Genomic DNA, 21,548 nt, shown 5'->3' with positions numbered 1-21,548 from the left:
CTATCGGAGGCCCACAATGCAACGAAGGAAGTTCAGCCGCGAGTTCAAGCTTGAGGCGGTAAGGTTGGTCCGTGAGCGCGGTGTGGCAGTTGCGCAGGCGGCCCGCGATCTGGATGTGCACGAGAACCTGCTGCGCAAATGGGTAAAGGAGTTGGCCGCTGATCCTGGCCATGCCTTTCCCGGGCAGGGTCAGATGAAGCCGGAGCAGTTGGAGATCGACCGTCTGCGCCGGGAAGTGGCCAAGCTGAAGGCAGAGCGCGACATTCTAAAAAAAGCCGCCGCCTACTTCGCGAAGGACTCGATATGAGGTTCGCCTTCATCGCGAAGCACCGAGGGATCTGGCCGGTGGCATGGATGTGCGGGGCGCTCGGTGTCTCGCGGAGCGGCTTCCATGCCTGGCTCACCCGGGCGCCGTCACAGCGTGCCCGCGACGACGAGGTGATCGGCTCGAGGGTCAGGGCCAGCCATGTTGGCAGCTATCGCACCTATGGCGCCCGGCGTGTCTGGCACGACCTGCTCGCCGAAGGCATCTCCTGCGGTCTGCATCGGGTCGAACGGCTCATGCGAGCGCAAGGGCTGCGGGCCAGGCCACGCCGCCGTGGACTGCCCAAGGATCAGGGCGAACGCTCGGTCATCGCCGGCAACGTTCTGGGTCGCCAGTTCACGGCCGACAGGCCCAACCAGAAGTGGGTGGCAGATTTTACCTACGTCTGGACTGCCGAAGGATGGCTCTACGTGGCCGCCGTCATCGACCTGTTCTCGCGCAGGGTGGTGGGCTGGTCGATGAGCGACACGATGACCGCCCAGCTCGTTACCGATGCGCTCATCATGGCGATCTGGCGACGCGGAAAGCCCGATGCCCTGCTGCATCACTCGGACCAGGGTAGCCAATATACCAGCGAGCAGTTCCAGCGGCTCATGGCCGACAACGGCGTCACCTGTTCGATGAGCAGGTCCGGCAACGTCTGGGATAACGCCGCGATGGAAAGCTTCTTCTCCTCGCTCAAGACCGAGCGGATCGGGAAAAAGGTCTACCGCACGAGGGCGCAGGCGAAGGCGGACGTGTTCGATTACATCGAGTGCTTCTACAATCCGACCCGGCGTCACTCGACCCTGGGTTACCTCAGCCCTATCGACTTCGAGCGAGAAGCTGGGGTAGCCTAAATGAGCCTATCTCGGTGTCCACCAAACCGGCAGCAGGCCAGTCCGCGCTACTCATCTTCGCGAGAACTTTTACCTCATCTCTTATAATCCGGCGGGAACAGAGGGAGGCAGGGATGACGTATGGTATTGGGTTCTGAAAACCGAGGGTCGGGTCCTAAAAATGTATTTGCTCGATTGTGCGGATTTTCTGGCTACCGACCGTCGCTTGAAAAAGGACAAGGATGACACCTGCGAGGTGAAGGACCTTGCCCAGTTGCGGAGCTACGCACTGACCTATCTTGACAAGTTCGCTTTCCAGAAGGGCCCTACTCACGTCTATCGATGGATCGAAGATTGATTTTTTTGATGCCTCACAATTGCCCGCGGCCTACCTTTTGCGGCGTATAAGCGCTGTGCGGATGCCCTTAACTGCAAGCGCGTCGAGCCAGTCCTGTGTGATCCCGTCGCGCATTAGAGCACCTGCACCGCGACGAGGGGCTTAAGGTATGTGAACTCTGGGTCCTTGCTGAACCCCTGTGCATCTTCCGCATTTGCTGCGCGGAATTCGCACCGTGGGGTTTGGAAATTGACGGTCGTTCCGCCGTTATGGTCCCGGCGCAATGGTGGCTCGAATGTGAGCGTTGCCGTTCCGGAAACTGAAGTGCTGGGCGCAGAGGTGATCCGGTAAAGCTCGTTGCCGATGCTGAAAAAGTCGCCACCTTCAAGCGAGGTGGCTTGTGATCCTGTCCAACCAGCAACCATGGTCGAGTTGCTATAGACGTAACCCATGCTGGCAAGAGACTTGCCAGTAATGTTCTTGCCGCTATCAGCAGGGTAATACACGAATGAGCCTTCAATGCCGCGCAGGTTTGAAAGCCAAACGGCCATTTGCTTTTCGGCGGTCGAACCGCGAGGCATAGGCGAAAAGCCGATCTGCAATTGCCACTGCGCGTAATTGTTCAGCACAGAAACCGCGCCGGTAAATGGCGACTGTGCTGCCCCCTTGTTTGAAGAGCAGTGTTAAGTCTTCTGTCGATGGTTTTGTCGGCGGCGATGCGCTATGCGGACCTCATGCGCCACGGGATGATGAGCCTTGGCCTTTATGCGCCGCGCGGTCCGGATACGCAGTCGCCCCATAGCCGGGACGAACTCTATATTATCGCCTCTGGCAGCGGACTGTTCGTGAAGAATGGCGAGCAGCGCGCGTTCGGCCCGCAGGACGCCATCTTCGTCGAGGCAGGCGCCGAGCACAGATTCATCGAGATGAGCGACGATTTCGCCGCCTGGGTGATCTTCTGGGGGCCGGAAGGGGGCGAAGCGCCTTAGGGCTGATCAGCCCTGATCCTTCAATCGCACCCACACGGGCGCGTGATCGCTGGCTTTCTCCCGGCCGCGATAGGCCTTGTCCACTTGCGCATCGACCAGCCGGTCTGCGGCGGCGGGCGAAAGCAGCAGATGGTCGATGCGAAAGCCCGCGTCTCGTTGCCAGGCGCCGGCCTGATAATCCCAGTAGGTCCAGACGCCACCCGCAGGATGGCGCGCGGCCAGCGCATCGGTCCATCCGTCGAACATGAGTGCCTTGTAGGCTGCCCGGCTCTCCGGCTGCATCAGCGCGTCTGCGGCCATGGCGGCCGGCTTCCACACGTCGCGGTCGAACGGGATGACATTATAGTCGCCGGCCAGCACCGCCGGGACTTCCTCCGCGAGGATCCGCGCCGCGCGCTGGCGCAGCCTTGCCATCCACCGCAGCTTGTAGTCGAATTTCGGCCCCGGCACGGGATTGCCGTTGGGGAGGTAGATGGATGCGATCCGCACGCCGTCCACGTCCGCCTCGATATAGCGGCTGTGCTCGTCCTCCGGCTCGCCGTCCAGCCCGCGTGTCACCTCGGTGGGCGTCGCGCCCCTTGCGAGAATCGCAACGCCGTTGAAGCCTTTCTGGCCGTGCCAGATGGCGCCATAACCAGCCGCCTCAATGTCCGCGATGGGAAAGCCCTCATCCTGCGTCTTGATTTCCTGCAGGCAGGCGACGTCAGGCTGCGTCTCGGCGAGCCATTCGAGCAGGCGCGGCAGACGCGCCCGAATGCCGTTGATGTTGAAAGTGGCGATGCGCATGACCCTGCCCTAGCCGCTTCGCCCCGACCGGGGAAGAGCAGGCTGGGCTTCAGACCGAGAAGCTGGAACCGCAGCCGCAGCCGGCCGTGGCATTGGGGTTCTCCACCCGGAAGGCCGAACCGCCGAGATTGTCCACGAAATCGACGGTGCCGCCGCGCACCAGATCGAGACTCATCGAATCGACGACAAGCCTGACGCCATCGGTTTCGACGATCAGGTCGTCTTCCTCCGGCACCTCGGCAAGGCCGAAGCGATACTGGAAGCCGGAGCAGCCGCCCCCTTCCACGGCCAGTCGCAGGATCGGCGGCTTGCCTTGCCGCTGGGCGATCGAAGCGACGCGGGCTGCGGCCGAGGGAGTGAGAGCAATGTCCATGCGCGCAAGATAGGCGTGTCCGGGCGCCCCCGCAAGGCAACCGATCCGGACAGACTGCGATGAGGAAACAGCGGGGCGACCAGCGCCTGGGTCAATCGGGGAACCTATCGCAAGGGATGGATTGCGCATCCGTCCCGCCCCTCCCTCATGTGCAGGCGGAACTTCCCGCTCCGCCGGGCGTTATGCCTCCATCACTCGGAGATGCGATAATAGGAGAGGTGAGCCATGCTGTGGACCATAGTCGTCGTGCTGCTGGTGCTCTGGGCACTTGGATTCCTTGCCCTCAATGTGGGCGGAGGGCTGATCCATCTGCTGCTCGTGCTGGCGGCGGCCGTGCTGATTTATCAGCTCGTGACCGGCAGGCGTGTGGTCTGACGCTGGCCTGATGCAGAAAACCCCGGCGAAACCGGGGCGAGGACCTCAATTGTCCTTGTTGTCGGTGCTCTTGCGAGCTTCGGGACCACCCATGGCAACCTGGACCAGGCGCTCGTCATGGGCCTTGGCCTCGGCGAGAGCGAGTTCGTAATTGGTGCCTTCGATATAGGGCATCGGGTTTACCGCCGCGCCGGCAATGCGCACTTCATAATGAAGATGGCTGCCGGTGGAACGTCCGGTGGACCCCATCAGGCCGATCAGCTGGCCGCGGCGCACGCGCTCGTTCGGCTGGGCGATCAGCTTGGACATGTGGCCATAACGCGTCTCGAGGCCGTTGCCATGATTGATCTCGACGAGATTGCCATAGCCATTGGCCCATCCGGCGCGCTTCACGATGCCGTCCGCGGTAGCGTAGATCGGCGTGCCGACCGGGCCGGGGATGTCGATGCCCTGATGCATGCGGCGGCGGCCGTTGAACGGGTCTGAGCGGTTGCCGAAGCTGGAGGTCAGCATGAGCTTTTCGACGGGCTCCCGCGAGGGGATGGATGCCTTGGTCGTAGTGCTCTGTTCGGTCGCGCGGTCCATGTTCACCCAGGCGGCGAAAAGCGAGGAGAACTGCGCGTCACTGGCGGCTTCGTCAGCCAGAGCGGGTGATGCGACCAGCAGCGTGGCCATGGCCAGTACGCGGGTTGCAGTGCGATGAAAACCGTCCCGGAGGAAGCTGACGGCGAGCGACTGAATCATGCGGACCCCATGTCGGGTCCCTGGGATCGGACCCTCGAAGATTGTTTTGTTTCGGCTCATGTCGGCCGTTGGAAGCCTTTCGAGCGAAGATTGGGTTAACCCGCAAGAGGCCCATAGAAATCACGCGTCAGACCGGCCTGACTCCGCGCCGAGTCGTTGAACGGTGGCTTAACGGCTCCCCGGAAATGGCGGCGGACCAGCATTTGGTAGGTTTCCTGCGGATCAGCGCCCACTCGGTTCGTCGCCCACAGAAACCACTTGGTGCCTGCGGCGACATGGCGAATCTCATCGTCAACGATTCGTTCGAGCATCCGCGCCGTCCGCTCATCCCCGAAATGCCGAAAACGCAGGACCGTTTCCGGCGTGATGTCGAGGGCGCGGGCTTCCAGGACCATCGGCACGATGGCGAGACGGGCGGTGACGTCATGCGCCGTTTCCTGCGCCGCTTCCCAAAGACCGTCATGGGCGGGCAAGGCGCCGTAATCGCTCCCGAGCTCGGCGAGTCGACGGGCAAGCAGGGCGAAATGCATGGCTTCGTCCGCACCGACGCGCAGCCAGTCGGTAACGAAATCCGGCGGCATATCGTCGCCGAAGCGTGCGACCAGATCGAAGGCGAGGTCGATCGCGACGAACTCGATATGGGCCAGAGCGTGGACCATCGCGATGCGCGCGCGCTCCGATCCGCCGCGGCCGCGGCGAGGCATGCGCTGGGGTGGCAGCAGCAGGGGGCGCTCGGGCCGGCCGGGGCGGTCCGGCGGCGCGCTGTCGAACCGATGCGCGAGCCGCCCCAATCGCCAGTCCCGCGCCGCTGCGCGCGCCGCCATGATTTTCGCCCTTGGTTCGCTGCACTGCAACACTGCGAGGCAGGCATCCGCCACGCTTCGCTCTTCCTTCAGCTCCATTCCAGTCCTGCCTTCACGAGATAAAGACCGCCGATGCCGGTGACGATCCACGCGGTATAGCGTTTGAAATTACCATCGCTGATCCGATCCAGAAGGCGGCCGCCCAGCACGGTGCCGGCCATCGACAGAGGGATGGCGATCGCGAACACCCAGAGCGGCGGCATCGCGCTTTCTCCCGCGCCAATCAGCGGCGCGCCGAACACAATGATCTTACCGAGATGGCTGAATACCTGGCCTGTCGCCTTGGTGGCGACGATCTGGTGCCGGCCGAGCCCTGTGCGAACGAAAAAGATGTCCATCATCGGACCGGCCACGCCGGCGCTCAGGTTGAGCCCGGAGACCGTGAAGCCGGCAAGGAAGGCGTGGGGCGGTTTTGCCGCATCGAAGCTGATCCACCGGCGCGGCAGCCAGACCGTGAGCGGCACCAGCCCTAGGAGCAGGAACAGCAGTGGCCGCGATGGCGCGAAACCGACCGCGGCGACCAGCGCAGCTGCAGCAAAAACACCAAGCGCATAAGTCCTCATGACCGGCCAGACGATGTAGCGGCGATGCAGTACCGCGCGCCAGCCATTGGCCACGAGCTGCAGGATGCCATGCGTCACGAACGCGGCCGAGATAGGCAGCAGGAAGGCGAGAACGCCCATCAGCAGCAGCCCGCCGGCCATGCCGAAGACGCCGGACAGGAACGCCGTGGCGAAGGATGCAATGATGATGAGCGCGCCCGTCATGCCGGCGCGTTAGACGCTTTCCGCCGGAACGTCACTTTCCTCCTCGGGGAAGGCGCTTCACGGCCACGACCCGCCTCAGACCGCAGGCGAAACTTGCAATTCGATTGCTTTAGGGGCAATATCGTTAGCGCACTAACGACATGGCCAGCGCCGGCGCCCTGAGTCGATTTCTTCGGGCCGAGGCAGGGCAAGAGAGGACGGAAGACGTGGACTACCCCCTGATCAGTTGTGACGATCATCTCGATCTCAACCAGCTTCCGACCGACCTGTGGACCAGCCGGCTTCCCGCGCATCTCAAGGATCGTGGCCCGCATGTCGAAATGATCGACGGACGCGCCGTCTGGATGTGCGAAGGCAAGAATCTCGGCTCCTGGTCGGGCGTGGCGAGCGGTTTTTCCGGTCCCAAGCCCATTTTCACCGCGCTGGATCGCGGCGGCATCGTCGATCAGACGGAACGGCGCCCGGCGGTCGCGGAGCTGCGCCTCGCGGACATGGACCGCGACGGTGTCTATGCCCATGTCATCTTCGGCCCGGTCACGTCGCTGAACTTCGAGGACACCGAGCTGCGCGACGCCTGCTACCGGGCCTATAATGAGTGGCTCAAGGAATTTTGCGCCGCCGCGCCGGATCGTCTGATCGGCGTGCCCATGTTGCCGCCGGAGCCGGAAGCGGCTGTTTCCGCACTGGAGCATATCATCGCGCTGGGCGGTTTCCGGCAAGCCAACCTGCAGATCGCGATGGCGCAGCCGCGCCTGGAGGACACGCGCTGGGAGCCCTTGTGGGAGATGCTGGAGAAGAGCGGCATCATCCTCTCCTTCCACGTCACGGTGTTCGCGAGCGTCAGCCGCGCCTTCGACAAGTACAAGGGCAGCCCCGGCGCCACATTCCTGCACGTGAAGATGTTCATCGAACAGTTCCTCGATCCGTTCGTGGATCTCTTCGCCTGGGGCATTCTCGAGCGGCATCCGGGGCTCAAGATCGTGATCGCGGAGAGCGGCATCGGCTGGCTGCCCTGGGTGATCGAGGAGCTGGACTATCGCCACTGGCGGCTCTGGGAAGCCGAGGAGTTCTGGGCGGATCGCGGCGGCATCCCGCACAAGATGAAACCATCGGAGCTGTTCAAGCGGCAGGTCTACGGCACCTTCCAGCAAAGCCCCACCGCTGTGGCGCTTGCCAAATTCTATGGCGAGGACAAACTGCTCTGGGCCACGGATTATCCGCACCCGGACAGCATCTGGCCGAACAGCCGCAAGATCCTGGCCGAGTTCACGGAAGGCGCGGATCCCGCTTTTGTGCGCAAGATCGCCTTCGAGAATGCGGCCAAGCTCTATGGCCTTGACCTGCCTGCGCAAGTGGACGCCATCGCGGCCGAATAAGGGCGCCTGCTTCGCGGGGCGATGACGAGGGCGTGCGTGGCGCGTCCTTATGTGCTGGATCGCGCGGGGCTCTTCGCCTGCGCGATCAGCCCGCCGTCACACGACGGATGAAATGCGCCACCTCGACATTGATCTCCTCATTCTCCGGCGCCTCGCCCCGACCGAAGCCGCCATGGGGCATGGCTTCCCAGACATGCAGCTCTGCATCGATCCCGGCCTGCCGCAGCTTGCGATGAATCAGCACCGAGTTGGAGAGGAAGAGGTCACGCGTCCCGCTCTGCACCAGCGTGGGGGGAAAACCGCGCGTGAAATCGGCGAAGAGAGGCGAGAGATAGGGATCGGCCAGATCATGCCCACCGGCATAGAGCGCGTTGCATTCCGGCAGGCCTCGCTTGAGCACCACGTCGAGGTCCTCGTTGGTGCGGAAGCTGTCGCCCGCTTCGGTCAGATCGACCTCAGGCGTGAGCAGGACCGTGCCGGCGGGGAGCGGCAGGCCGCGATCACGGATCATCAGCGTCGCTACGGCTGCCAGGTTGCCGCCCGCCGAGCCGCCGCCGATGACGATACGCGCCGGGTCGATCGTTTCGATCAGAGCCCGGTAGACCGCTACGCAATCCTCCGGTGCCGCCGGGAAAGGATGGTCCGGGGGTATCCGGTAGTCCACCGATAGTGTGCGGCAGCCAAGCGCAGCGGCGTTGCGTGCGCCAAGCGCCTTTGCATAGGCGCCCCCGCCGAAGACGAATGCGCCGCCATGGATGTAGAGATAGACCGGCCCGTCCGGCGCGGCGCCGCGCTCGGGCAGGCAGTCATGGCAGGGAACGCCGCCGACCGAGACGGACTCCACCGTGGCTGCGGCGCTCGCGAGGATCGGCGCGGCCATGTCTTCCCACAGGGCGTCGCTCGCGCCGATCCGCTGGCGCCAGCCTGCCATGTCGTCGGGCGCGGGCCAGCCGGGCATGGCCATCGCCGCGCCTTCCGAGAGCGCCTGACGCGCGGCGGGGCTGATCGTCAGAGGCGGCGCGATGTCACGCGCGCGGATGCTGACGGGGATATGGCCCGGCGGTTCGGGATCGGTCATGGACTCTCCTGGACTATCATGTCGCCTGCCGCGCTGCGTGAGGTCCGCGGCGCCGCTTGCTCACATCGTGACGACGATCTTGCCGATCTGCTGGTTGGATTCGAGGAAGCGGTTGGCTTCGACGATTTCGTCGAAAGGGAAGGTCCGCGCGATCACCGGCTTGAGATGGCCGAGCTTCAGCCCGAGCAGGATGCGCTCCTGCGCCGCCTTGTAGCGCGCGGGATGGTTCCAGATTTCCGAGGCGACCCAGCCGCGCATGGAGAGGCCCTTGAAGGCCATGTTCCAGTGCGGATAGGGCGTGGGCTGTTCCGAGAGGCCGCCATAGATGAACAGGATGCCGCGCTCAGCCATCGCGCTGGTGAGCGTCTGCACATAGGGGCCCTGCACCGGATCGAAGACGAGGCGCGCGCCCTTGCCGTCCGTGATCCTCATCACTTCCTCGACCAGATCGACTTCCTGCGTGGCGACGACATGTTGCGCGCCCAGCGCCTTCAGTTCATCCGCCTTGGCGCTGGTCCGCGTCGCGGCGATGGACACGGCGCCCGCCCAGTTGGCGAGCTGGATCGCCGCAAGGCCAACACTGCTGGAGGCAGCGGGAATGATAACGAAATCACCGATGCCGGCCTGGCCCACTTCGATGATCGCGAAGGCTGTCATATACTGCATCCACACTGCTGCCGCCTCGGCCGGGGAGAGGCCCGGGGGGGCAGGAAGGAGGCAGCGCGCGGGCACGATGGCCTGCTCGCCCCAGACCCCATATTGGCCGAGCCGATACATGGGCAGCGCGCTGACCCGCTGCCCCACCTTGAACCCGGTGACGCCCTCGCCCAGTGCCTCGACGATGCCGCAGGCCTCATATCCGATCAGCGTCGGCAGCTTCGGTTTCGTCGGATAGCGGCCGGCGCGGAACATGGCTTCCGATCGGTTGAGGCCGACGGCTTCCACCCGGATGCGCACCTCGCCGGGCCCCGGGGCCCCGATCTCGATATCTTCGAAGACCAGCTTTTCGGGCTCGCCCAGTTCATGCACGCGAACGACCTTCGCCATGTCATCCCTCTCCTGATTGCGGACTTTGCCTTCTAGGGAAGGCCGGAAGGCTGGGGAACAGGACAGCGAGGCGCTGTGTGAAATCCCCGGCGGTTGAGGAGGGTCCGCGCCACCTCCGGCGGCGGCGAACCCTCTTCAGCCGGTGCGCGGGCCATTTGCCTGCGCCGTAGCGCTCAGAGCGGCTCGTCGAGCGGCTGCTGCCCATCGTAGATCGGGTTGTACATGAGGGTGCCGAACTGGGCGACCAGATTGGCCCGCGCCTCGTTGGGCGCTTCGACCGGAATGGCCCGCAGCAGTGCGTTGTTGCGCGCCTCGATGCCTTTCGTGAATTCCGGATGGGTCATGATGAAGAGGTCGCGTCGGCGGATGCCGCGCAGCACGCGCTGGCCCACTTCCTCGCTGGTCATGAACAGGCTCGGGTCGAAGCCCGGCGCGGGGCGCTTGTCCTGCTGCGCGCCCACGCTGGCGGGCGGCGGCGGCGGCGCTTCGTTGCGCAGATGCTCGGGCCGGGTCGCCTGCGTCGAGATGCCGAGCTGGGTCTGCACCGGGCCGGGGAAGAAGACGGAGGCGCCAAGCGCGGTGCCGCGCAGGTCCGTCGCCAGACTCTCGAACATGCCCGCCACGCAATATTTGGCGGCGCAGTAGAGCCCGGCGCCGCCCACCGCGGAGAAGCCTCCGGTGGAGGAGGTGACGACGAGCTGGCCTTCCTCGCCATGGGCCAGCATGCGCGGCAGCATGGTGACGAGGCCGTTGACGACGCCCCCCACATTGACGCTCATGTTGAAATCCCAGTCCTTGTAGGTGGCCGTCAGCATTGATCCGCCGGTGCCCACCCCCGCATTGAGAGCGAGGACGTGGATATTACCGAACCGCTCTTCGGCTTCATCCGCCGCCCTGGCCCAGCCTTCGCGGCTGGTCACGTCGAGCAGGATGGAGTGAACGGCAAGATTGGTCTTCGAGAAGCCTTCCATGGCCTGATCGAGCGCGTCCTGGCGAATGTCGGCGATGATCACCTTCATGCCCGCCTCGCCAAAGGCCTTGGCCATGCCCCAGCCCATGCCGCTGGCACCGCCGGTGATGAAGGCGGTCTTGCCGCTTACGTCCAACATTGCATCAATCTCCTTTGTCGAGGCTCATATGTCCGGCTTGCCGTGGGCCGGAGAATAGTCTGGCTGCCGCCGCTGCGGTCCCCGCTGCTTGCCGCTCAGGGGAGCAGAAAGGCGGCCCTCCCGCAAGGAGGAGGGCCGCCAGCTGGTTCATGCTCGGGAGAGTCAGAACCGGAACTTGGCGCCGATATAGAAGCGGCGACCGATCACGTCGTAATTGTTGCTGTCATAAGCGCCGTTCGCCAGCGTCGGAGGAACCGCCGCCGTATCGACGTTGATCATTGGCGGTGCCTTGTCGAACAGATTGTCGACACCGAAGCGGAGCGTCGCATCCCGCGTGATCGCGAAGGACCCCTGCAGGTTGAACAGGTCATAGGCCGGCGCGCCGGCGACGCTGGTGTTGGGGACCTGGGCCGCGGTCGCGGACTTGACGGAGGGCAGGTGCCGCCATTGCAGGCCGAGATAGACCGGCCCGTAGGTGTAGCCGAGCGTGGTGAGCAGCTTCCAGCGGAACATGCCGCCATTGAGGCCGTTCTGCGTGCCGCCGAGTGTGCCGGCGAACTCGGTGAGCGGCAGCACGTCCAGCTCCGCGGATTTCATCTCGATCAGATAATTGAAGATGCTGTTGAAATTCACGGTGCCCGGCCCGAGGTCGAATGCCCAGTCGAGCTGGGCATCGATGCCGGAGGTCTGGAACCGGCCATTGTTGAAGAAGGTGCGCACCACATTGCCGAGCGCGCCCGTCTGGTTGCGATCGATGCCGAGGCAGAAGGGCGAGCTGGGATCGTAGCTGCCGTTGAAGGCCGAATCGAAGCACTGGCGCTGGGCGATGTCGACGGTCTGGGCGCCGATCGCGTCGGTTACCTTGATGTTGTAATAGTCGACCGTGAGGCGGAGACGCCGCAGCATCGCGGATTCGAAGGGCGACTGGATCACCATCCCGGCCGTCCAGGTGTCCGCCTTTTCCGGGCGCAGGCTGTTGTTGCCTGCCAGCGTCGGGAAGACGAAGGCTTGGCCGGCTGCCTGCGGCATCGTCACCAGCGCGCGTGCGGCTGCTTCGCTGCCAGCCGCGGCCAGGGTGCGATAGTCCACGCCCCAATATTGCTGGTCGGCGGTGGCATCGCCGGACGCTTCCATGATCTGGCCGCACAGGCCCACGACATTGGCCCAGTTGCTGTTGCGGGCCGGGTTCGCCGACCAGCCGAGGCCGCTGTTGAGCGAGCAGACGTCGCCGCCTTCCGCGATGGCGAAGGTCTGCTCGGGCGCGAGATACAGCTCCGCGATGTTGGGCGCGCGCTCTGCCTTGTTGTAGCCGCCGCGGAAGCGCAGCCACTCGGTCACTTGCCAGTCGCCCTGGATCTTCCAGGTGAAGCTGTTGCCGGTGGTGTTGTAATCGGAGGAGCGGGCACCGACCTCGAGGTCCAGCTTGCGGATCAATGGCAGGTCGGACAGCAGCGGGATGAGCAACTCGCCATAGATTTCCTTGGCGACGATCCGCCCTTGGGAATTGCCGCTCGGGTAGAGGCCGAGCGCCTGTTCCTGGAAGGATGTGCCCTGCGTGGTGAGCGTGTCGTTCTGGAACTTGTAGTCGTTGTGGCGATAGGTTGCGCCGACCGCCGCGCGGACCTGGCCCGCCGGCAGATTGAACAGGCCGCCCTGGAAGTTGGCTTCCCAGACGGTCTGCTGCATGACGGCCTTGGTCTTGATGTCCGCCTTGATGGCGTCGATGCAGTCCTGCGAGATGAGCGCGGGGTCCATGAACGGATTGAGGCCGCTGGTGCAGGTCGCCGTCGCCGCGCCGAAGCCGCCGAACGCGGCGTTGCCTTGCGAGCGGAAGCCTCTGCCGAAGTCCGGTGCGGACATCACGGCGCGGAAGCGCTGCAGCGAGGCGAAGCCGGTCTGGAGCACGCTCGTTTCCGATTCGCCATGTGAGCCATAGATCTCGAAGGTCCAGTCGGAACCGGGGATGCGGCCCTCGATGCCGGCGATCATGTTGTAGGTGTAGACTTCCGTTTCCGATCCGCGATTGAACGGCAACAGGCCGCGCAGGTCGATGGGCGCATTGGGATTGGCCCGCGCATTGAGCAGCGTCACAATCGAATCGGGAATGCCGGCCTGCGGCGCGGCAGAGTTGTAGGGGACCAGCACGCCCCAGCCGCCGGTCAGCGGCGAGGGCTCCTGCACGGTCGTCGTCTTGACCTTGCTGAAGATGCCCTGTGCGAACACGCCGATCCAGTCGTTGATCTCGTAATTGCCGCGCGTGTAGATGTTGAACCGCTCGAGCGGGAAGATCAGGTAGTTGTCAGTGAAGTTCTTCCCGAGCGTGCCGTTGGAAAGCTTCTTGTAGGTCAGCCCGTCGACCACCTTGTTGGCCGGTACGCCCGCGATGCCCGCCGTATCGAAGCCGGCGAAGGCCGAGCCGTCCGGATTGGTGTATATGATCGAGCCGACGCCGTTGTTGGTCCAGCCGGTGACGCCCATCACCGAGTTCAGCACTGCATTGGGAATGGCCTGCTCGGGGTCGAAGCCGATGTTGAAGCCCGGCCGGTCGGGGAAGAACTGCGTGCCGGTGATCGTGGGGTTCTCCCACAGGTCCCGATACCAGCGGCGGTTGGACTGCCGGGCATCCTGGCGCTCGTTCATCGAGAAGGAGAGGCTGATGTTGCCGCGCCCATCGTCGAAATTGGCGCCCATGATGCCGGACACCTGATACTCGAAGTTGTCGCCCCGCTGCGTGATCGCGGTCTGGGCATCGAGTTCCAGTCCCTGGAAGTTCTTCTTCATGATGAAGTTGACGACGCCGCCAACCGCGTCCGCGCCGTAAGTGGATGAAGCACCGCCCGAAATGATCTCAACCCGATCGATGGCGGCGGAGGGAATGGTGTTGATGTCCACCACCATCGTCGCGTTGCTGGGCGTAGCGCGGCGGCCGTCGACCAGCACGATGTTGCGGTTCGAGCCAATGCCGCGCAGCGAGATGGTCGCCGCGCCGGGCGTGTTCTGCGCGGTGGGCTGGATGTCGCCGCCCTGGGTCGGGTTCTTGAGCGTCGGCGTGAACTGCGGGAGCTTGTTCAGACTCTGTTCGATGGCGCCGGTGGCACTGTTCTCCAGCAGTTCGGAACCTACGGTGACGATCGGGCTGTTGGCTTCATAGTCACGGCGCACGATGCGCGATCCGGTGATGACGATGGCCTGGTCCTGGCTGGCCTGCTGCCCTGCTTCATCCTGTGCGCGGGCCGGCGTGGCCAGCGTCAGCATGGTCATCCCGGCGCAGCTTGCCAGCAGCGCGACCCGCAGGGCCCGGCGAGGCCCGCACGCAATGGTATCGATATCCGTCTTCAAGGCACTTCTCCCCTTCCATGTCCTGATCCGGCCCGTCCCGCGCGGCGCGCAGCCCAGCCGGAGGATGCTCACGTTGATATTGGACCGTTGGTCGATCTCGGCCTTGCGTGGGGCCATGCGGCGGGATGCTCACGCGGAAGCGGGTACGCATGCCACGAAGCCGCACCGGCCCGCAGCAAGGCGGGGGAGCGGGAGGACGGAGTCCGGGCGTGGCTGTGCGTTGAAAAAATCTCATCCTCTCCTTTGATCGCGTCCGGCCGCTTGCCGCGGCTCAGCTTGAGAAAGTCTTATTTATGGGAGGTAAATAGACTTGTCCAGCTAGAGAATCATTGACTTTGACCTTGAATAAACGATCAAACGTCGGTCCATCGTCGGGAGCGCCGGACAAGAACAACGACAAGATATGTTGATTGTGTCTGCCCGTTCACCCAACGCGGATGATTTTATCCGGCGCGGGTGCCCGGCTGAAAAGAACAAGGGATCGATCGCTGCGGCATTCCAGCTGCTCGTCGATCCGCATGAGAAGGAGAGCAAGGGTGCAGGATCTGGAAGGGAAAGTCGCGTTCGTCACCGGTGGGGGATCGGGGGTGGCGCTCGGCCAGGCCAAGGTGCTTGCCGAGGAAGCGCAGATGAAGGTGGTGATCGCCGACATCCGGCAGGATCATCTCGACGAGGCGATGGGCTACTTCAGCCAGAAGAATGTCGCCGTCCACCCTGTCCGCCTCGACCTCACGGATCGCGCCGCCTATGCGGCCGCCGTTGACGAGGCCGAGCAGGTGTTCGGCCCCGTCGACCTGCTGTGCAACACCGCCGGGGTCAGCCAGTTCGGCCCCATTGAGAAAGCCACCTTCGACGACTGGGACTGGCAGATGGACGTCAACGTGAATGGCGTCATCAACGGTGTGATGACGGTCATGCCGCGCATGATCGAGCGGGGGCAGGGCGGTCACATCCTCATCACCGCGTCGATGTCCGCCTTTGTGGCGCTGCCCACGACGGGAATCTACTGCACGACCAAATATGCCGTGCGCGGCCTTGCCGAATCGCTCCGGGTGGAAATGCCGAAATATAACATCGGCGTCTCATTGCTTTGCCCCGGCGGCGTGAACACCAACATCCACCGGTCGGTCGAAGCCCGGCCGGAGAAATATGGCAATACGGGCTATTATGGCCGCGACGAAACCGTATTCGCCGGGCTCAAGCGCGTGATCGAGCATGGCTTCGACCCGGTCGATCTCGGCCGCGTGGTGCTCGATGCCGTGCGCAACGACCGGTTCTGGGTGTTGCCTTATCCCGAGTTCGCCGAGGGACAGAAAGCGCGCGATCAGGAAGTCATCGACGCCATGATGTCCTATGCGGATCATCCGGACTATGCGCGCCGCATGAAAATCCGCGAGCAGATGAAGCGGGACATGCCGGGTAGCGATTGAGCCACGGGCATCTGGTAACGGGGTAGGTCAGGATGGCCGCCCCGCACGGGGGCCGGACGCCCGACGAGGCGTCGGCCTATCGCACGCGTTCGACGCGGACGGCGGCCTGCTTGCCCACCTGCATCAGATAGCTGCCGAGCGCGCCCTTGCGGATCGTCACGGTCTCGTTGGGCGCGGGCGGCCGGAAATTGACGGAGCGTTCGGTCATGCGCCACACTGCGCCGTCCGCCAGCGAGAATTGCCACATGGAAAGGCCGTTATCGCGCGCCGAGACCACCGCGACGTCGATCTCGTTCGCGCCGTCGTCGGCCCGGCGCTCGGACAGCGGACGGGCAATCTGCTCGGCACCGAAGCCGGCGCCGCCGGCGGGCGCCGGGGGCGATGTCGGGGCAGGAGTGGCAGGTGCCGGCGGCGTGCGCATGGAGGATGCGCCGAAGCCGGAAGTGTAAGCGCCTTCGCCTGCGGCTCGCGCGATCGAATCATAGCATTCGAGGCGCGCATCCTTCTTGCTGATCCGGGCGCATACGGCGAGCTGGTCGGGCAGGCTTCCCTGGGCCAGAGCGGGGGTGGTCGTCGCCCCGAGGGAGATGGCGGCCGCAGCCAGTGTCAAACGTCCAGTCAGCATTCCTTGCTCCTCCGGCCCCGCATCGCGGCCTCGTGTCTTGTGTTGAGTCTGTCTGCCGTCTGCCCGGCGAGTCGTCAATTTCCATGGCGGCCGATCTTCCCGGTTTCGGCAGGCTTTGCGCGCGGAGCGCCGGCGCGCCAAGGGCCGTTGACCATCAGGCGAAATGGGACCATCACGCGGGTTTGGCATGTCGCGGCGAGCCGGGAGTAGAAATCATGACGGGCGGAAAGGCCGTGCTGGACCGCTTTGCGGTGGGGGTCGACAAGGACGCGATCATCGCGGCTGCGCTGGCGCTGCAGGCGAAACATGGGCTGGCGGGCTGCACGCTCGCTGCAGTCGCGGAACGGCTGCGCGTCGACGAGACGCAGGTGAGCCGGCATTTCGCTGATCGCGCGGACCTGCTGACGGCCATGGCGCGCGAGATTGCCCGCGGCGTCCGCGCCACGCCGCCCGCGCAGGGCTGGCGAGCGCAGCTCGTCCAGCGCGCCAGTGCCGGGCGCCAGCTGATGCTTTCCCGGCGGGACGGCGCATTGCTGTTCGCGCACATGCCCACTCTCTTCCCGCCCGGAGGAACAGGCTTCGACTGTGTGCCGGCCCTCTGCGAAGCGGGCTTTTCTCCGGCCGATGCACGCGCCGCCGTGGCGCTCGTCGATCGGTTCACGGTCGGTTTCGCGGTGGCCGAGCAGGCCGCGCCGGCCAGTGCGGAGACGTCGGCAAGCTTCGAGAGCCAGCTTGACATTGTCCTGTCCGGACTTGCCTCCGCCCGCCCCGACGGCCTGGTGGCGCAGCGGGACGACCGGCTGCGTCGATTCCAGTCAAGCCTCTGGGTGTTCCTGCGCGATGCGCGGGAAAGCGCCAACATCTCCTTTGCGCGCACTGTCCACATCAACGAACTGGACCGCCGCATCCTGCTGCTGCTTCAGGCACAGGGCGACATGACGCTTGCCGCGATTTCCCTGTCCACGGGGGTCGACAAGGCGCAGGTGAGCCGCGCGATCAAGCGCATGACGGAGATTTCGCTGCTCGCCCGCGGCGGCATCCGCAGCCCGATCCGCCTGAGTGCGAGCGGCCGACAGCTTGCGGAGCGCTTGCTGCGGCAGGCGGAGCTGCGCAATCGGGAGCTGACGTTCGGTATCACGGACGAGCAGATCGTCACGCTGTTCGGCGTGCTGGACACGCTGCTGACCCGCGCCGTCGCGCTGTTCGAGAAGGAGCGCAAGCTCGTCGCGTCCAACCAGCGGCAGGAACCGGTCGATTTCCAGGATCTGGTCGCGGAGGGCCTGCCGGACGAGAACGGGATTGCCGTGGATCGCTCGCGCATCCTTCCGCCGTTCATCACCCTGTGTTCGTACATGCTGCGTGGCGGGGCGCTTGCTCACAAGCGGCGCACCGGGCTTTCCAACTTCGAGAGCTGGGTCATTGCCGAGATCTGTCGCAATCCGCCGATCAGCTGGCCGCAGCTGGTGCTGGCCCTCTATCGCGACCAGAGCCAGGCAGGGCGAACAGTCAATCATCTGGTGGAGAGCGGCCTTGTCGAGCGCACCGGCAAGCCGGGGCGGCGCCATGGCTTCTTCGCGCCGACCGAGGAGGGCCGGCGGATCAGCGACATCATTCGCGACACCGCCGCGCGGCGCAGCGAATTCCTCTTCCAGGGCATCCCGCCCCCGCAGCTCGACAGCTTCATGGATGCGTTCGACATCCTTTCGCGCAATGCCGAAGTGCAGCTCGCCCGGGAAAAGGCGATCCAGGAAATGGACCGGGACTGAGCTCTCGCAGTGCGACGGCGGTTTGCGGGCGCGTCCCCGCATTATCCCTGGTCGCTCGCTTCAGGTGGGCAGCGGAATGAAGTCCCGCTCTCCGGGCACTTCCGGGAAACGGCCCTGCTGCCAGTCTGCCTTCGCCTGTTCGATCCGCTCGCGGGAGCTGGAGACGAAGTTCCAGAAGATGTTGCGCGGCTCACCCAAGGGTTCGCCGCCCACCAGCATGATCCGCGCCGGCCCGGCCGCACGCATCACGATCTCCACGTCCGGCTTGAAGATCACCAGTTCGCCGGCTGCGAAGCCGCCGTCCTGCCCCTCCACCTCGACCATGCCGGTGATGACGTAAATGGCGCGCTCGATATGCTCCGCCGTGAGCCGGTAGCGCGCGCCATCGTCAAGCGAGACATCTGCGTAAAGCGTGTCCGAAAATGTCGGGACCGGGGACGTCATGCCGTCGCTCGATCCGGCGACGACGCGGATGGTCACGCCCTCGCCACTGTCCTGCGGGATGGTGTCGGCGGGATGATGGAAGAAGCCCGGCTCCGTCTCCTCGTCCGCTTTCGGTAGCGCCACCCATGTCTGCAGGCCGAAGAGGGGGCCGCCTGCCGCGCGGACATGCGGTGCGCTCCGCTCGGAATGCACGATCCCGCGCCCCGCCGTCATCCAGTTGACCGCGCCGGGGCGTATGGTCTGCACCGAGCCGAGCGAATCGCGGTGCAGGATCTCGCCTTCGAGGAGATAAGTGACGGTTGCGAGGCCGATATGTGGATGCGGCCGCACGTCGAGCCCGTCACCCGCGCGGAGCGTCACTGGCCCCATCTGGTCGAAGAACACGAACGGCCCCACCATCCGTCGATGATGCGAAGGCAGCGCGCGCCGCACCTGAAATCCGTCCCCGAGGTCGCGGACAGGCGGCAGTACGATCATGTCGACAGCGTCGATATCGGTGGGGCGAAGGGTCATGGTGGCAGCACTCCCTTGATGGTCGCCTCATTCTATCAGCCCGCTCGGGGCGCGTCGATGCGGTGCATTGGTGCGGGGATGCGGGCGAGCGGACCGCCCCTTTCCACACTGCCGAGCAGTCGCGGCGCGATTGCGCAGAGGATGTGACGACGCGGCCATGGATCGGCTATGGGAGTCGTCTCGACCACAGGGGCAGATCATGGACATGACACGCAGGACCGCCATCACAGTTGCTGCTGCGGCCCTGGGGGCGCCCGCCGCCATGGCGGCCACTGGGCCGGTGATGCCCGACATCCGCATCCGTCCTGACAGGGAGGAGATGATCCCGGTGCCCGGCGGGCGCGTCTATGCCCGGATCAACGGGAACCTTGCCGGTCCGCGCCCGCCAATCGTGTTTCTGCACGGCGGGCCGGGTAGCGCGCACTGGTATTTCCTGAACGCCACGGCGCTGGCCGATGAGCGGGCCGTCATTCTCTACGACCAGCTCGACAGTGGCCGCTCCGATCATCCGGACGACAGCGCGAACTGGACGGTGCCGCGCTTCGTCGCCGAGCTCGAGGCCGTGCGGACGGCGCTCGACATTCCCCGCTGGCATGTGCTGGGCGCGAGCTGGGGCGGAACCATCGTGACCGAATATGCGGCGCTGCGGCCGCCCGAAATGGCCAGCGCGATCGTCCAGTCACCGCTCATCTCCACGCGTGTCTGGCTGCGCGATGCGCGCCACTTGCGCGATCGGTTGCCCAAGTCGGTGCGGGACGTGCTGTCCGCCTGCGATACGCCCGGCGCGCTGCCCGAGGACCAGTGCGAAGCGGCGAAGGACATCTTCTATCAGCGCCATGTTCGCCTTCACGAGGTCCCGCCGGACATCGCGGCCTATCGCGCTGCGCTGCCGCGCAGCTTCACCGAGTCGATCTACAATCACATGTGGGGCTGGGCGGAATTCAGCGCGGCGGGGACGCTCAAGGACTATGACGGCACGGCGCTCCTGGACCGGCTGGACGGCAAGCGGACGCTGTTCGTGGCCGGCGAGCATGACGAGGCGATCCCCGCCACCATTGCCGGCTTCGCCCGACGCGCCGATGCCGTGTTCCGGGAGATTCCGGGTGCGGCACACACGATCATGAACGATAATCCCGCAGCCTTCCTTGCCGTGCTGCGACCATGGCTGGCAGAGCACGACGAACAAGCGGAGGCATGATAGGCTTGGTGGCGGAGGCGGAAGGCGGTTCAGGCCAGTCGCGTCATCCAGCCATGCGTGTCCGGCTTGCGGCCGAGCTGGATGCCGACCAGTGCCTCGCGCAACGTGCGGGCGACTTCGCCGCCATCGCCATTGCCGATCACGAAGTCCCCGCGCGCAGAACGCACCTCGCCGATCGGCGTGATGACGGCAGCGGTGCCACAGGCGAAAGCCTCCCGCAGCTTGCCGCTCTTGGCGTCTTCCATCCACTGATCGAAGCTGTAGGGCTGCTCCTTCACGGTGTAGCCCGCCTCGCCCGCGACCGTGCGCAGCGAGTCGCGCGTGACGCCGGGCAGGATCGAGCCGTTGAGCGGCGGGGTGATGATGGTGCCGTCGCCGAACACGAACATGACGTTCATGCCGCCCAGTTCCTCCACCCACTTGCGCTCCACCGCATCAAGGAACAGCACCTGGTCGCAGCCATGCTCGATGCCGACCGACTGGGGCTGGAGGCTCGCGGCATAATTGCCGCCGCACTTGGCCGCGCCGGTGCCGCCCGGCACGGCACGCACATAATCATGGCTCACCCACAGCGTCACGGCCGACTTGCCGCTCTTGAAATAGCCGCCGACCGGGGAAGCGATCACGCAGAAGATATACTCCTTTGCCGGACGAACGCCGAGAAACGCTTCGGTCGCGAACATGAAGGGGCGCAGGTAAAGGCTACCCTTGTCAGCGTCCGGCACCCAGTCGACATCGGCGGCGACAAGCTTGCGGATGCTCTCGACGAACAGGTCCTCGGGCAGATGCGGCATGGCAAGGCGCGTCGCGCTTTCGTTGAAACGCGTGGCGTTCGCTTCCGGACGGAAGCTGGCGACGGACCCGTCCGGCAAGCGATAGGCCTTCAGTCCCTCGAAAATCTCCTGTGCGTAATGGAGAACCGCGGCGGCCGGATCGAGCGGGATAGGCTGCCGCGGGCCCAGCACCGCATCATGCCAGCCCTGCCCCTCGGTGTAGCGGATCGTCACCATGTGATCGGTGAAGAGCGTGCCGAAGCCGAGCGTCGCCATCGCGGCCGTACGGTCCTCTGCCGACATGGGAGCTGAGAGCGGATGAGTGGTGAAGTCCAGCATGATCGAAATATGTCCGTTCTGAAACAGTCTCGCTGCGCTATGCCGGTTCCGGTAACAGGATCGTCCAGCCCTGTCATGGGGTCATGTGGCTGGCGATACATGCCCGGGCGCATCATCCATGCTGGCGACCGGCG

21 protein-coding genes are annotated in these 21,548 nt (G+C 64.9%); 8 read left to right on the top strand and 13 right to left on the bottom strand.

Going from position 1 to position 21,548, the window contains the following annotated elements; genetic code table 11:
• Positions 1 to 16 precede the first annotated feature (16 nt).
• Both HNP60_RS17800 and HNP60_RS20095 read left to right on the top strand, forming a co-directional pair.
• Positions 17 to 1,164 (top strand): IS3 family transposase gene (locus tag HNP60_RS17800; protein ID WP_184150945.1). Its coding sequence is split into 2 segments (ribosomal slippage): positions 17 to 275 and positions 275 to 1,164, totalling 1,149 coding nucleotides; the frame shifts between segments, so codons are not numbered across the junction.
• A gap of 205 nt (positions 1,165 to 1,369) precedes the next feature.
• Complete coding sequence (locus tag HNP60_RS20095) at positions 1,370 to 1,501, top strand: hypothetical protein (protein WP_260394965.1); 132 nt, start codon at positions 1,370 to 1,372, stop codon at positions 1,499 to 1,501.
• A gap of 113 nt (positions 1,502 to 1,614) precedes the next feature.
• On the opposite strand, the gene HNP60_RS17795 is transcribed toward HNP60_RS20095, so the two are convergent.
• Positions 1,615 to 2,109: a hypothetical protein gene (locus HNP60_RS17795; RefSeq protein WP_184156237.1), complete on the bottom strand. Its 495-nt coding sequence runs from the start codon at positions 2,107 to 2,109 to the stop codon at positions 1,615 to 1,617.
• A gap of 87 nt (positions 2,110 to 2,196) precedes the next feature.
• Between HNP60_RS17795 and HNP60_RS17790 the strand changes: the two genes are divergently transcribed.
• Positions 2,197 to 2,469, top strand: a complete 273-nt coding sequence (locus HNP60_RS17790) for a cupin domain-containing protein (protein WP_260394964.1) — start codon at positions 2,197 to 2,199, stop codon at positions 2,467 to 2,469.
• 6 nt (positions 2,470 to 2,475) lie between these two features.
• Here the strand turns inward: HNP60_RS17790 and xth are convergent, their stop codons facing one another.
• Positions 2,476 to 3,255 carry an exodeoxyribonuclease III gene (gene xth / locus HNP60_RS17785; RefSeq protein ID WP_184156233.1) on the bottom strand — a complete coding sequence of 260 codons (780 nt, stop codon included), beginning with the start codon at positions 3,253 to 3,255 and terminating at the stop codon, positions 2,476 to 2,478.
• Between the two features lie 49 nt (positions 3,256 to 3,304).
• Entirely contained in the window at positions 3,305 to 3,628 is a 324-nt protein-coding gene (gene erpA, locus HNP60_RS17780) for an iron-sulfur cluster insertion protein ErpA (RefSeq protein ID WP_184156231.1), read from the bottom strand.
• Between the two features lie 225 nt (positions 3,629 to 3,853).
• On the opposite strand from erpA, the gene HNP60_RS17775 reads away from it, so the two are divergent.
• Positions 3,854 to 4,003, top strand: coding sequence for a lmo0937 family membrane protein (locus tag HNP60_RS17775; RefSeq protein WP_014077913.1), 150 nt, complete (start codon positions 3,854 to 3,856; stop codon positions 4,001 to 4,003).
• A gap of 45 nt (positions 4,004 to 4,048) precedes the next feature.
• Here HNP60_RS17775 and HNP60_RS17770 read toward each other — a convergent pair whose 3' ends face one another.
• The 3 genes from HNP60_RS17770 to HNP60_RS17760 form a co-directional block, all read right to left on the bottom strand.
• Entirely contained in the window at positions 4,049 to 4,678 is a 630-nt protein-coding gene (locus HNP60_RS17770) for a M23 family metallopeptidase (RefSeq protein ID WP_260395090.1), read from the bottom strand.
• A 164-nt stretch (positions 4,679 to 4,842) separates the two neighbouring features.
• Positions 4,843 to 5,649, bottom strand: coding sequence for a ferritin-like domain-containing protein (locus HNP60_RS17765; RefSeq protein ID WP_184156227.1), 807 nt, complete (start codon positions 5,647 to 5,649; stop codon positions 4,843 to 4,845).
• Positions 5,640 to 6,377, bottom strand: coding sequence for a sulfite exporter TauE/SafE family protein (locus HNP60_RS17760; protein ID WP_184156225.1), 738 nt, complete (start codon positions 6,375 to 6,377; stop codon positions 5,640 to 5,642). Before HNP60_RS17760 ends, HNP60_RS17765 begins: the two co-directional genes overlap by 10 nt.
• 206 nt (positions 6,378 to 6,583) lie before the next feature.
• Here HNP60_RS17760 and HNP60_RS17755 point away from each other — a divergent pair, with 206 nt between their 5' ends.
• A complete protein-coding gene (locus tag HNP60_RS17755) occupies positions 6,584 to 7,753 on the top strand; it encodes an amidohydrolase family protein (protein ID WP_184052439.1) in 1,170 nt (389 codons plus the stop codon).
• 85 nt (positions 7,754 to 7,838) lie between these two features.
• Here the strand turns inward: HNP60_RS17755 and HNP60_RS17750 are convergent, their stop codons facing one another.
• From HNP60_RS17750 to HNP60_RS17735, 4 genes are all read right to left on the bottom strand, one after another.
• Positions 7,839 to 8,831 (bottom strand): alpha/beta hydrolase, encoded by a 993-nt coding sequence (locus HNP60_RS17750; RefSeq protein WP_260394963.1) that lies wholly within the window; start codon positions 8,829 to 8,831, stop codon positions 7,839 to 7,841.
• A 60-nt stretch (positions 8,832 to 8,891) separates the two neighbouring features.
• Positions 8,892 to 9,878: a zinc-dependent alcohol dehydrogenase family protein gene (locus tag HNP60_RS17745; RefSeq protein WP_184156223.1), complete on the bottom strand. Its 987-nt coding sequence runs from the start codon at positions 9,876 to 9,878 to the stop codon at positions 8,892 to 8,894.
• 173 nt (positions 9,879 to 10,051) lie between these two features.
• On the bottom strand, positions 10,052 to 10,987 hold the full coding sequence (locus HNP60_RS17740) for an SDR family NAD(P)-dependent oxidoreductase (RefSeq protein WP_184156221.1): 936 nt from the start codon (positions 10,985 to 10,987) through the stop codon (positions 10,052 to 10,054).
• Between the two features lie 162 nt (positions 10,988 to 11,149).
• Positions 11,150 to 14,443, bottom strand: a complete 3,294-nt coding sequence (locus HNP60_RS17735) for a TonB-dependent receptor plug domain-containing protein (protein WP_260394962.1) — start codon at positions 14,441 to 14,443, stop codon at positions 11,150 to 11,152.
• 419 nt (positions 14,444 to 14,862) lie between these two features.
• Between HNP60_RS17735 and HNP60_RS17730 the strand changes: the two genes are divergently transcribed.
• On the top strand, positions 14,863 to 15,756 hold the full coding sequence (locus HNP60_RS17730; protein WP_184156219.1) for an SDR family NAD(P)-dependent oxidoreductase: 894 nt from the start codon (positions 14,863 to 14,865) through the stop codon (positions 15,754 to 15,756).
• A gap of 76 nt (positions 15,757 to 15,832) precedes the next feature.
• Here HNP60_RS17730 and HNP60_RS17725 read toward each other — a convergent pair whose 3' ends face one another.
• Positions 15,833 to 16,381 carry a hypothetical protein gene (locus HNP60_RS17725; RefSeq protein WP_184156217.1) on the bottom strand — a complete coding sequence of 183 codons (549 nt, stop codon included), beginning with the start codon at positions 16,379 to 16,381 and terminating at the stop codon, positions 15,833 to 15,835.
• A 215-nt stretch (positions 16,382 to 16,596) separates the two neighbouring features.
• Here HNP60_RS17725 and HNP60_RS17720 point away from each other — a divergent pair, with 215 nt between their 5' ends.
• On the top strand, positions 16,597 to 18,147 hold the full coding sequence (locus HNP60_RS17720; RefSeq protein WP_184156215.1) for a MarR family transcriptional regulator: 1,551 nt from the start codon (positions 16,597 to 16,599) through the stop codon (positions 18,145 to 18,147).
• 60 nt (positions 18,148 to 18,207) lie between these two features.
• Here HNP60_RS17720 and HNP60_RS17715 read toward each other — a convergent pair whose 3' ends face one another.
• Positions 18,208 to 19,104: a pirin family protein gene (locus tag HNP60_RS17715; RefSeq protein WP_184156213.1), complete on the bottom strand. Its 897-nt coding sequence runs from the start codon at positions 19,102 to 19,104 to the stop codon at positions 18,208 to 18,210.
• Between the two features lie 205 nt (positions 19,105 to 19,309).
• On the opposite strand from HNP60_RS17715, the gene HNP60_RS17710 reads away from it, so the two are divergent.
• On the top strand, positions 19,310 to 20,302 hold the full coding sequence (locus HNP60_RS17710; protein ID WP_260394961.1) for a proline iminopeptidase-family hydrolase: 993 nt from the start codon (positions 19,310 to 19,312) through the stop codon (positions 20,300 to 20,302).
• A gap of 29 nt (positions 20,303 to 20,331) precedes the next feature.
• Here HNP60_RS17710 and HNP60_RS17705 read toward each other — a convergent pair whose 3' ends face one another.
• The gene (locus HNP60_RS17705; RefSeq protein ID WP_184156211.1) at positions 20,332 to 21,414 is read right to left on the bottom strand and encodes a branched-chain amino acid aminotransferase; all 1,083 of its coding nucleotides are present in this window, start codon (positions 21,412 to 21,414) and stop codon (positions 20,332 to 20,334) included.
• Between the last annotated feature and the right edge of the window lie 134 nt (positions 21,415 to 21,548).

The organism is Sphingobium lignivorans (assembly GCF_014203955.1).
GTDB classification, from domain to species: domain Bacteria; phylum Pseudomonadota; class Alphaproteobacteria; order Sphingomonadales; family Sphingomonadaceae; genus Sphingobium; species Sphingobium lignivorans.
Note: the sequence above shows the minus strand (reverse complement) of the source record. Positions and strands in the feature narration are given on the sequence as shown.

Excerpts from the sequence above, each read along its gene's own strand:
- HNP60_RS17790 (WP_260394964.1), top strand. The coding sequence starts at position 2,197 with ATGCGCTATGCGGACCTCATGCGCCACGGGATGATGAGCCTTGGCCTT.
- xth (WP_184156233.1), bottom strand. The coding sequence starts at position 3,255 with ATGCGCATCGCCACTTTCAACATCAACGGCATTCGGGCGCGTCTGCCG.
- erpA (WP_184156231.1), bottom strand. The coding sequence starts at position 3,628 with ATGGACATTGCTCTCACTCCCTCGGCCGCAGCCCGCGTCGCTTCGATC.
- HNP60_RS17775 (WP_014077913.1), top strand. The coding sequence starts at position 3,854 with ATGCTGTGGACCATAGTCGTCGTGCTGCTGGTGCTCTGGGCACTTGGA.
- HNP60_RS17770 (WP_260395090.1), bottom strand. The coding sequence starts at position 4,678 with ATGGCCACGCTGCTGGTCGCATCACCCGCTCTGGCTGACGAAGCCGCC.
- HNP60_RS17765 (WP_184156227.1), bottom strand. The coding sequence starts at position 5,649 with ATGGAGCTGAAGGAAGAGCGAAGCGTGGCGGATGCCTGCCTCGCAGTG.
- HNP60_RS17760 (WP_184156225.1), bottom strand. The coding sequence starts at position 6,377 with ATGACGGGCGCGCTCATCATCATTGCATCCTTCGCCACGGCGTTCCTG.
- HNP60_RS17750 (WP_260394963.1), bottom strand. The coding sequence starts at position 8,831 with ATGACCGATCCCGAACCGCCGGGCCATATCCCCGTCAGCATCCGCGCG.
- HNP60_RS17745 (WP_184156223.1), bottom strand. The coding sequence starts at position 9,878 with ATGGCGAAGGTCGTTCGCGTGCATGAACTGGGCGAGCCCGAAAAGCTG.
- HNP60_RS17740 (WP_184156221.1), bottom strand. The coding sequence starts at position 10,987 with ATGTTGGACGTAAGCGGCAAGACCGCCTTCATCACCGGCGGTGCCAGC.
- HNP60_RS17735 (WP_260394962.1), bottom strand. The coding sequence starts at position 14,443 with ATGGCCCCACGCAAGGCCGAGATCGACCAACGGTCCAATATCAACGTG.
- HNP60_RS17725 (WP_184156217.1), bottom strand. The coding sequence starts at position 16,381 with ATGCTGACTGGACGTTTGACACTGGCTGCGGCCGCCATCTCCCTCGGG.
- HNP60_RS17720 (WP_184156215.1), top strand. The coding sequence starts at position 16,597 with ATGACGGGCGGAAAGGCCGTGCTGGACCGCTTTGCGGTGGGGGTCGAC.
- HNP60_RS17715 (WP_184156213.1), bottom strand. The coding sequence starts at position 19,104 with ATGACCCTTCGCCCCACCGATATCGACGCTGTCGACATGATCGTACTG.
- HNP60_RS17710 (WP_260394961.1), top strand. The coding sequence starts at position 19,310 with ATGACACGCAGGACCGCCATCACAGTTGCTGCTGCGGCCCTGGGGGCG.
- HNP60_RS17705 (WP_184156211.1), bottom strand. The coding sequence starts at position 21,414 with ATGCTGGACTTCACCACTCATCCGCTCTCAGCTCCCATGTCGGCAGAG.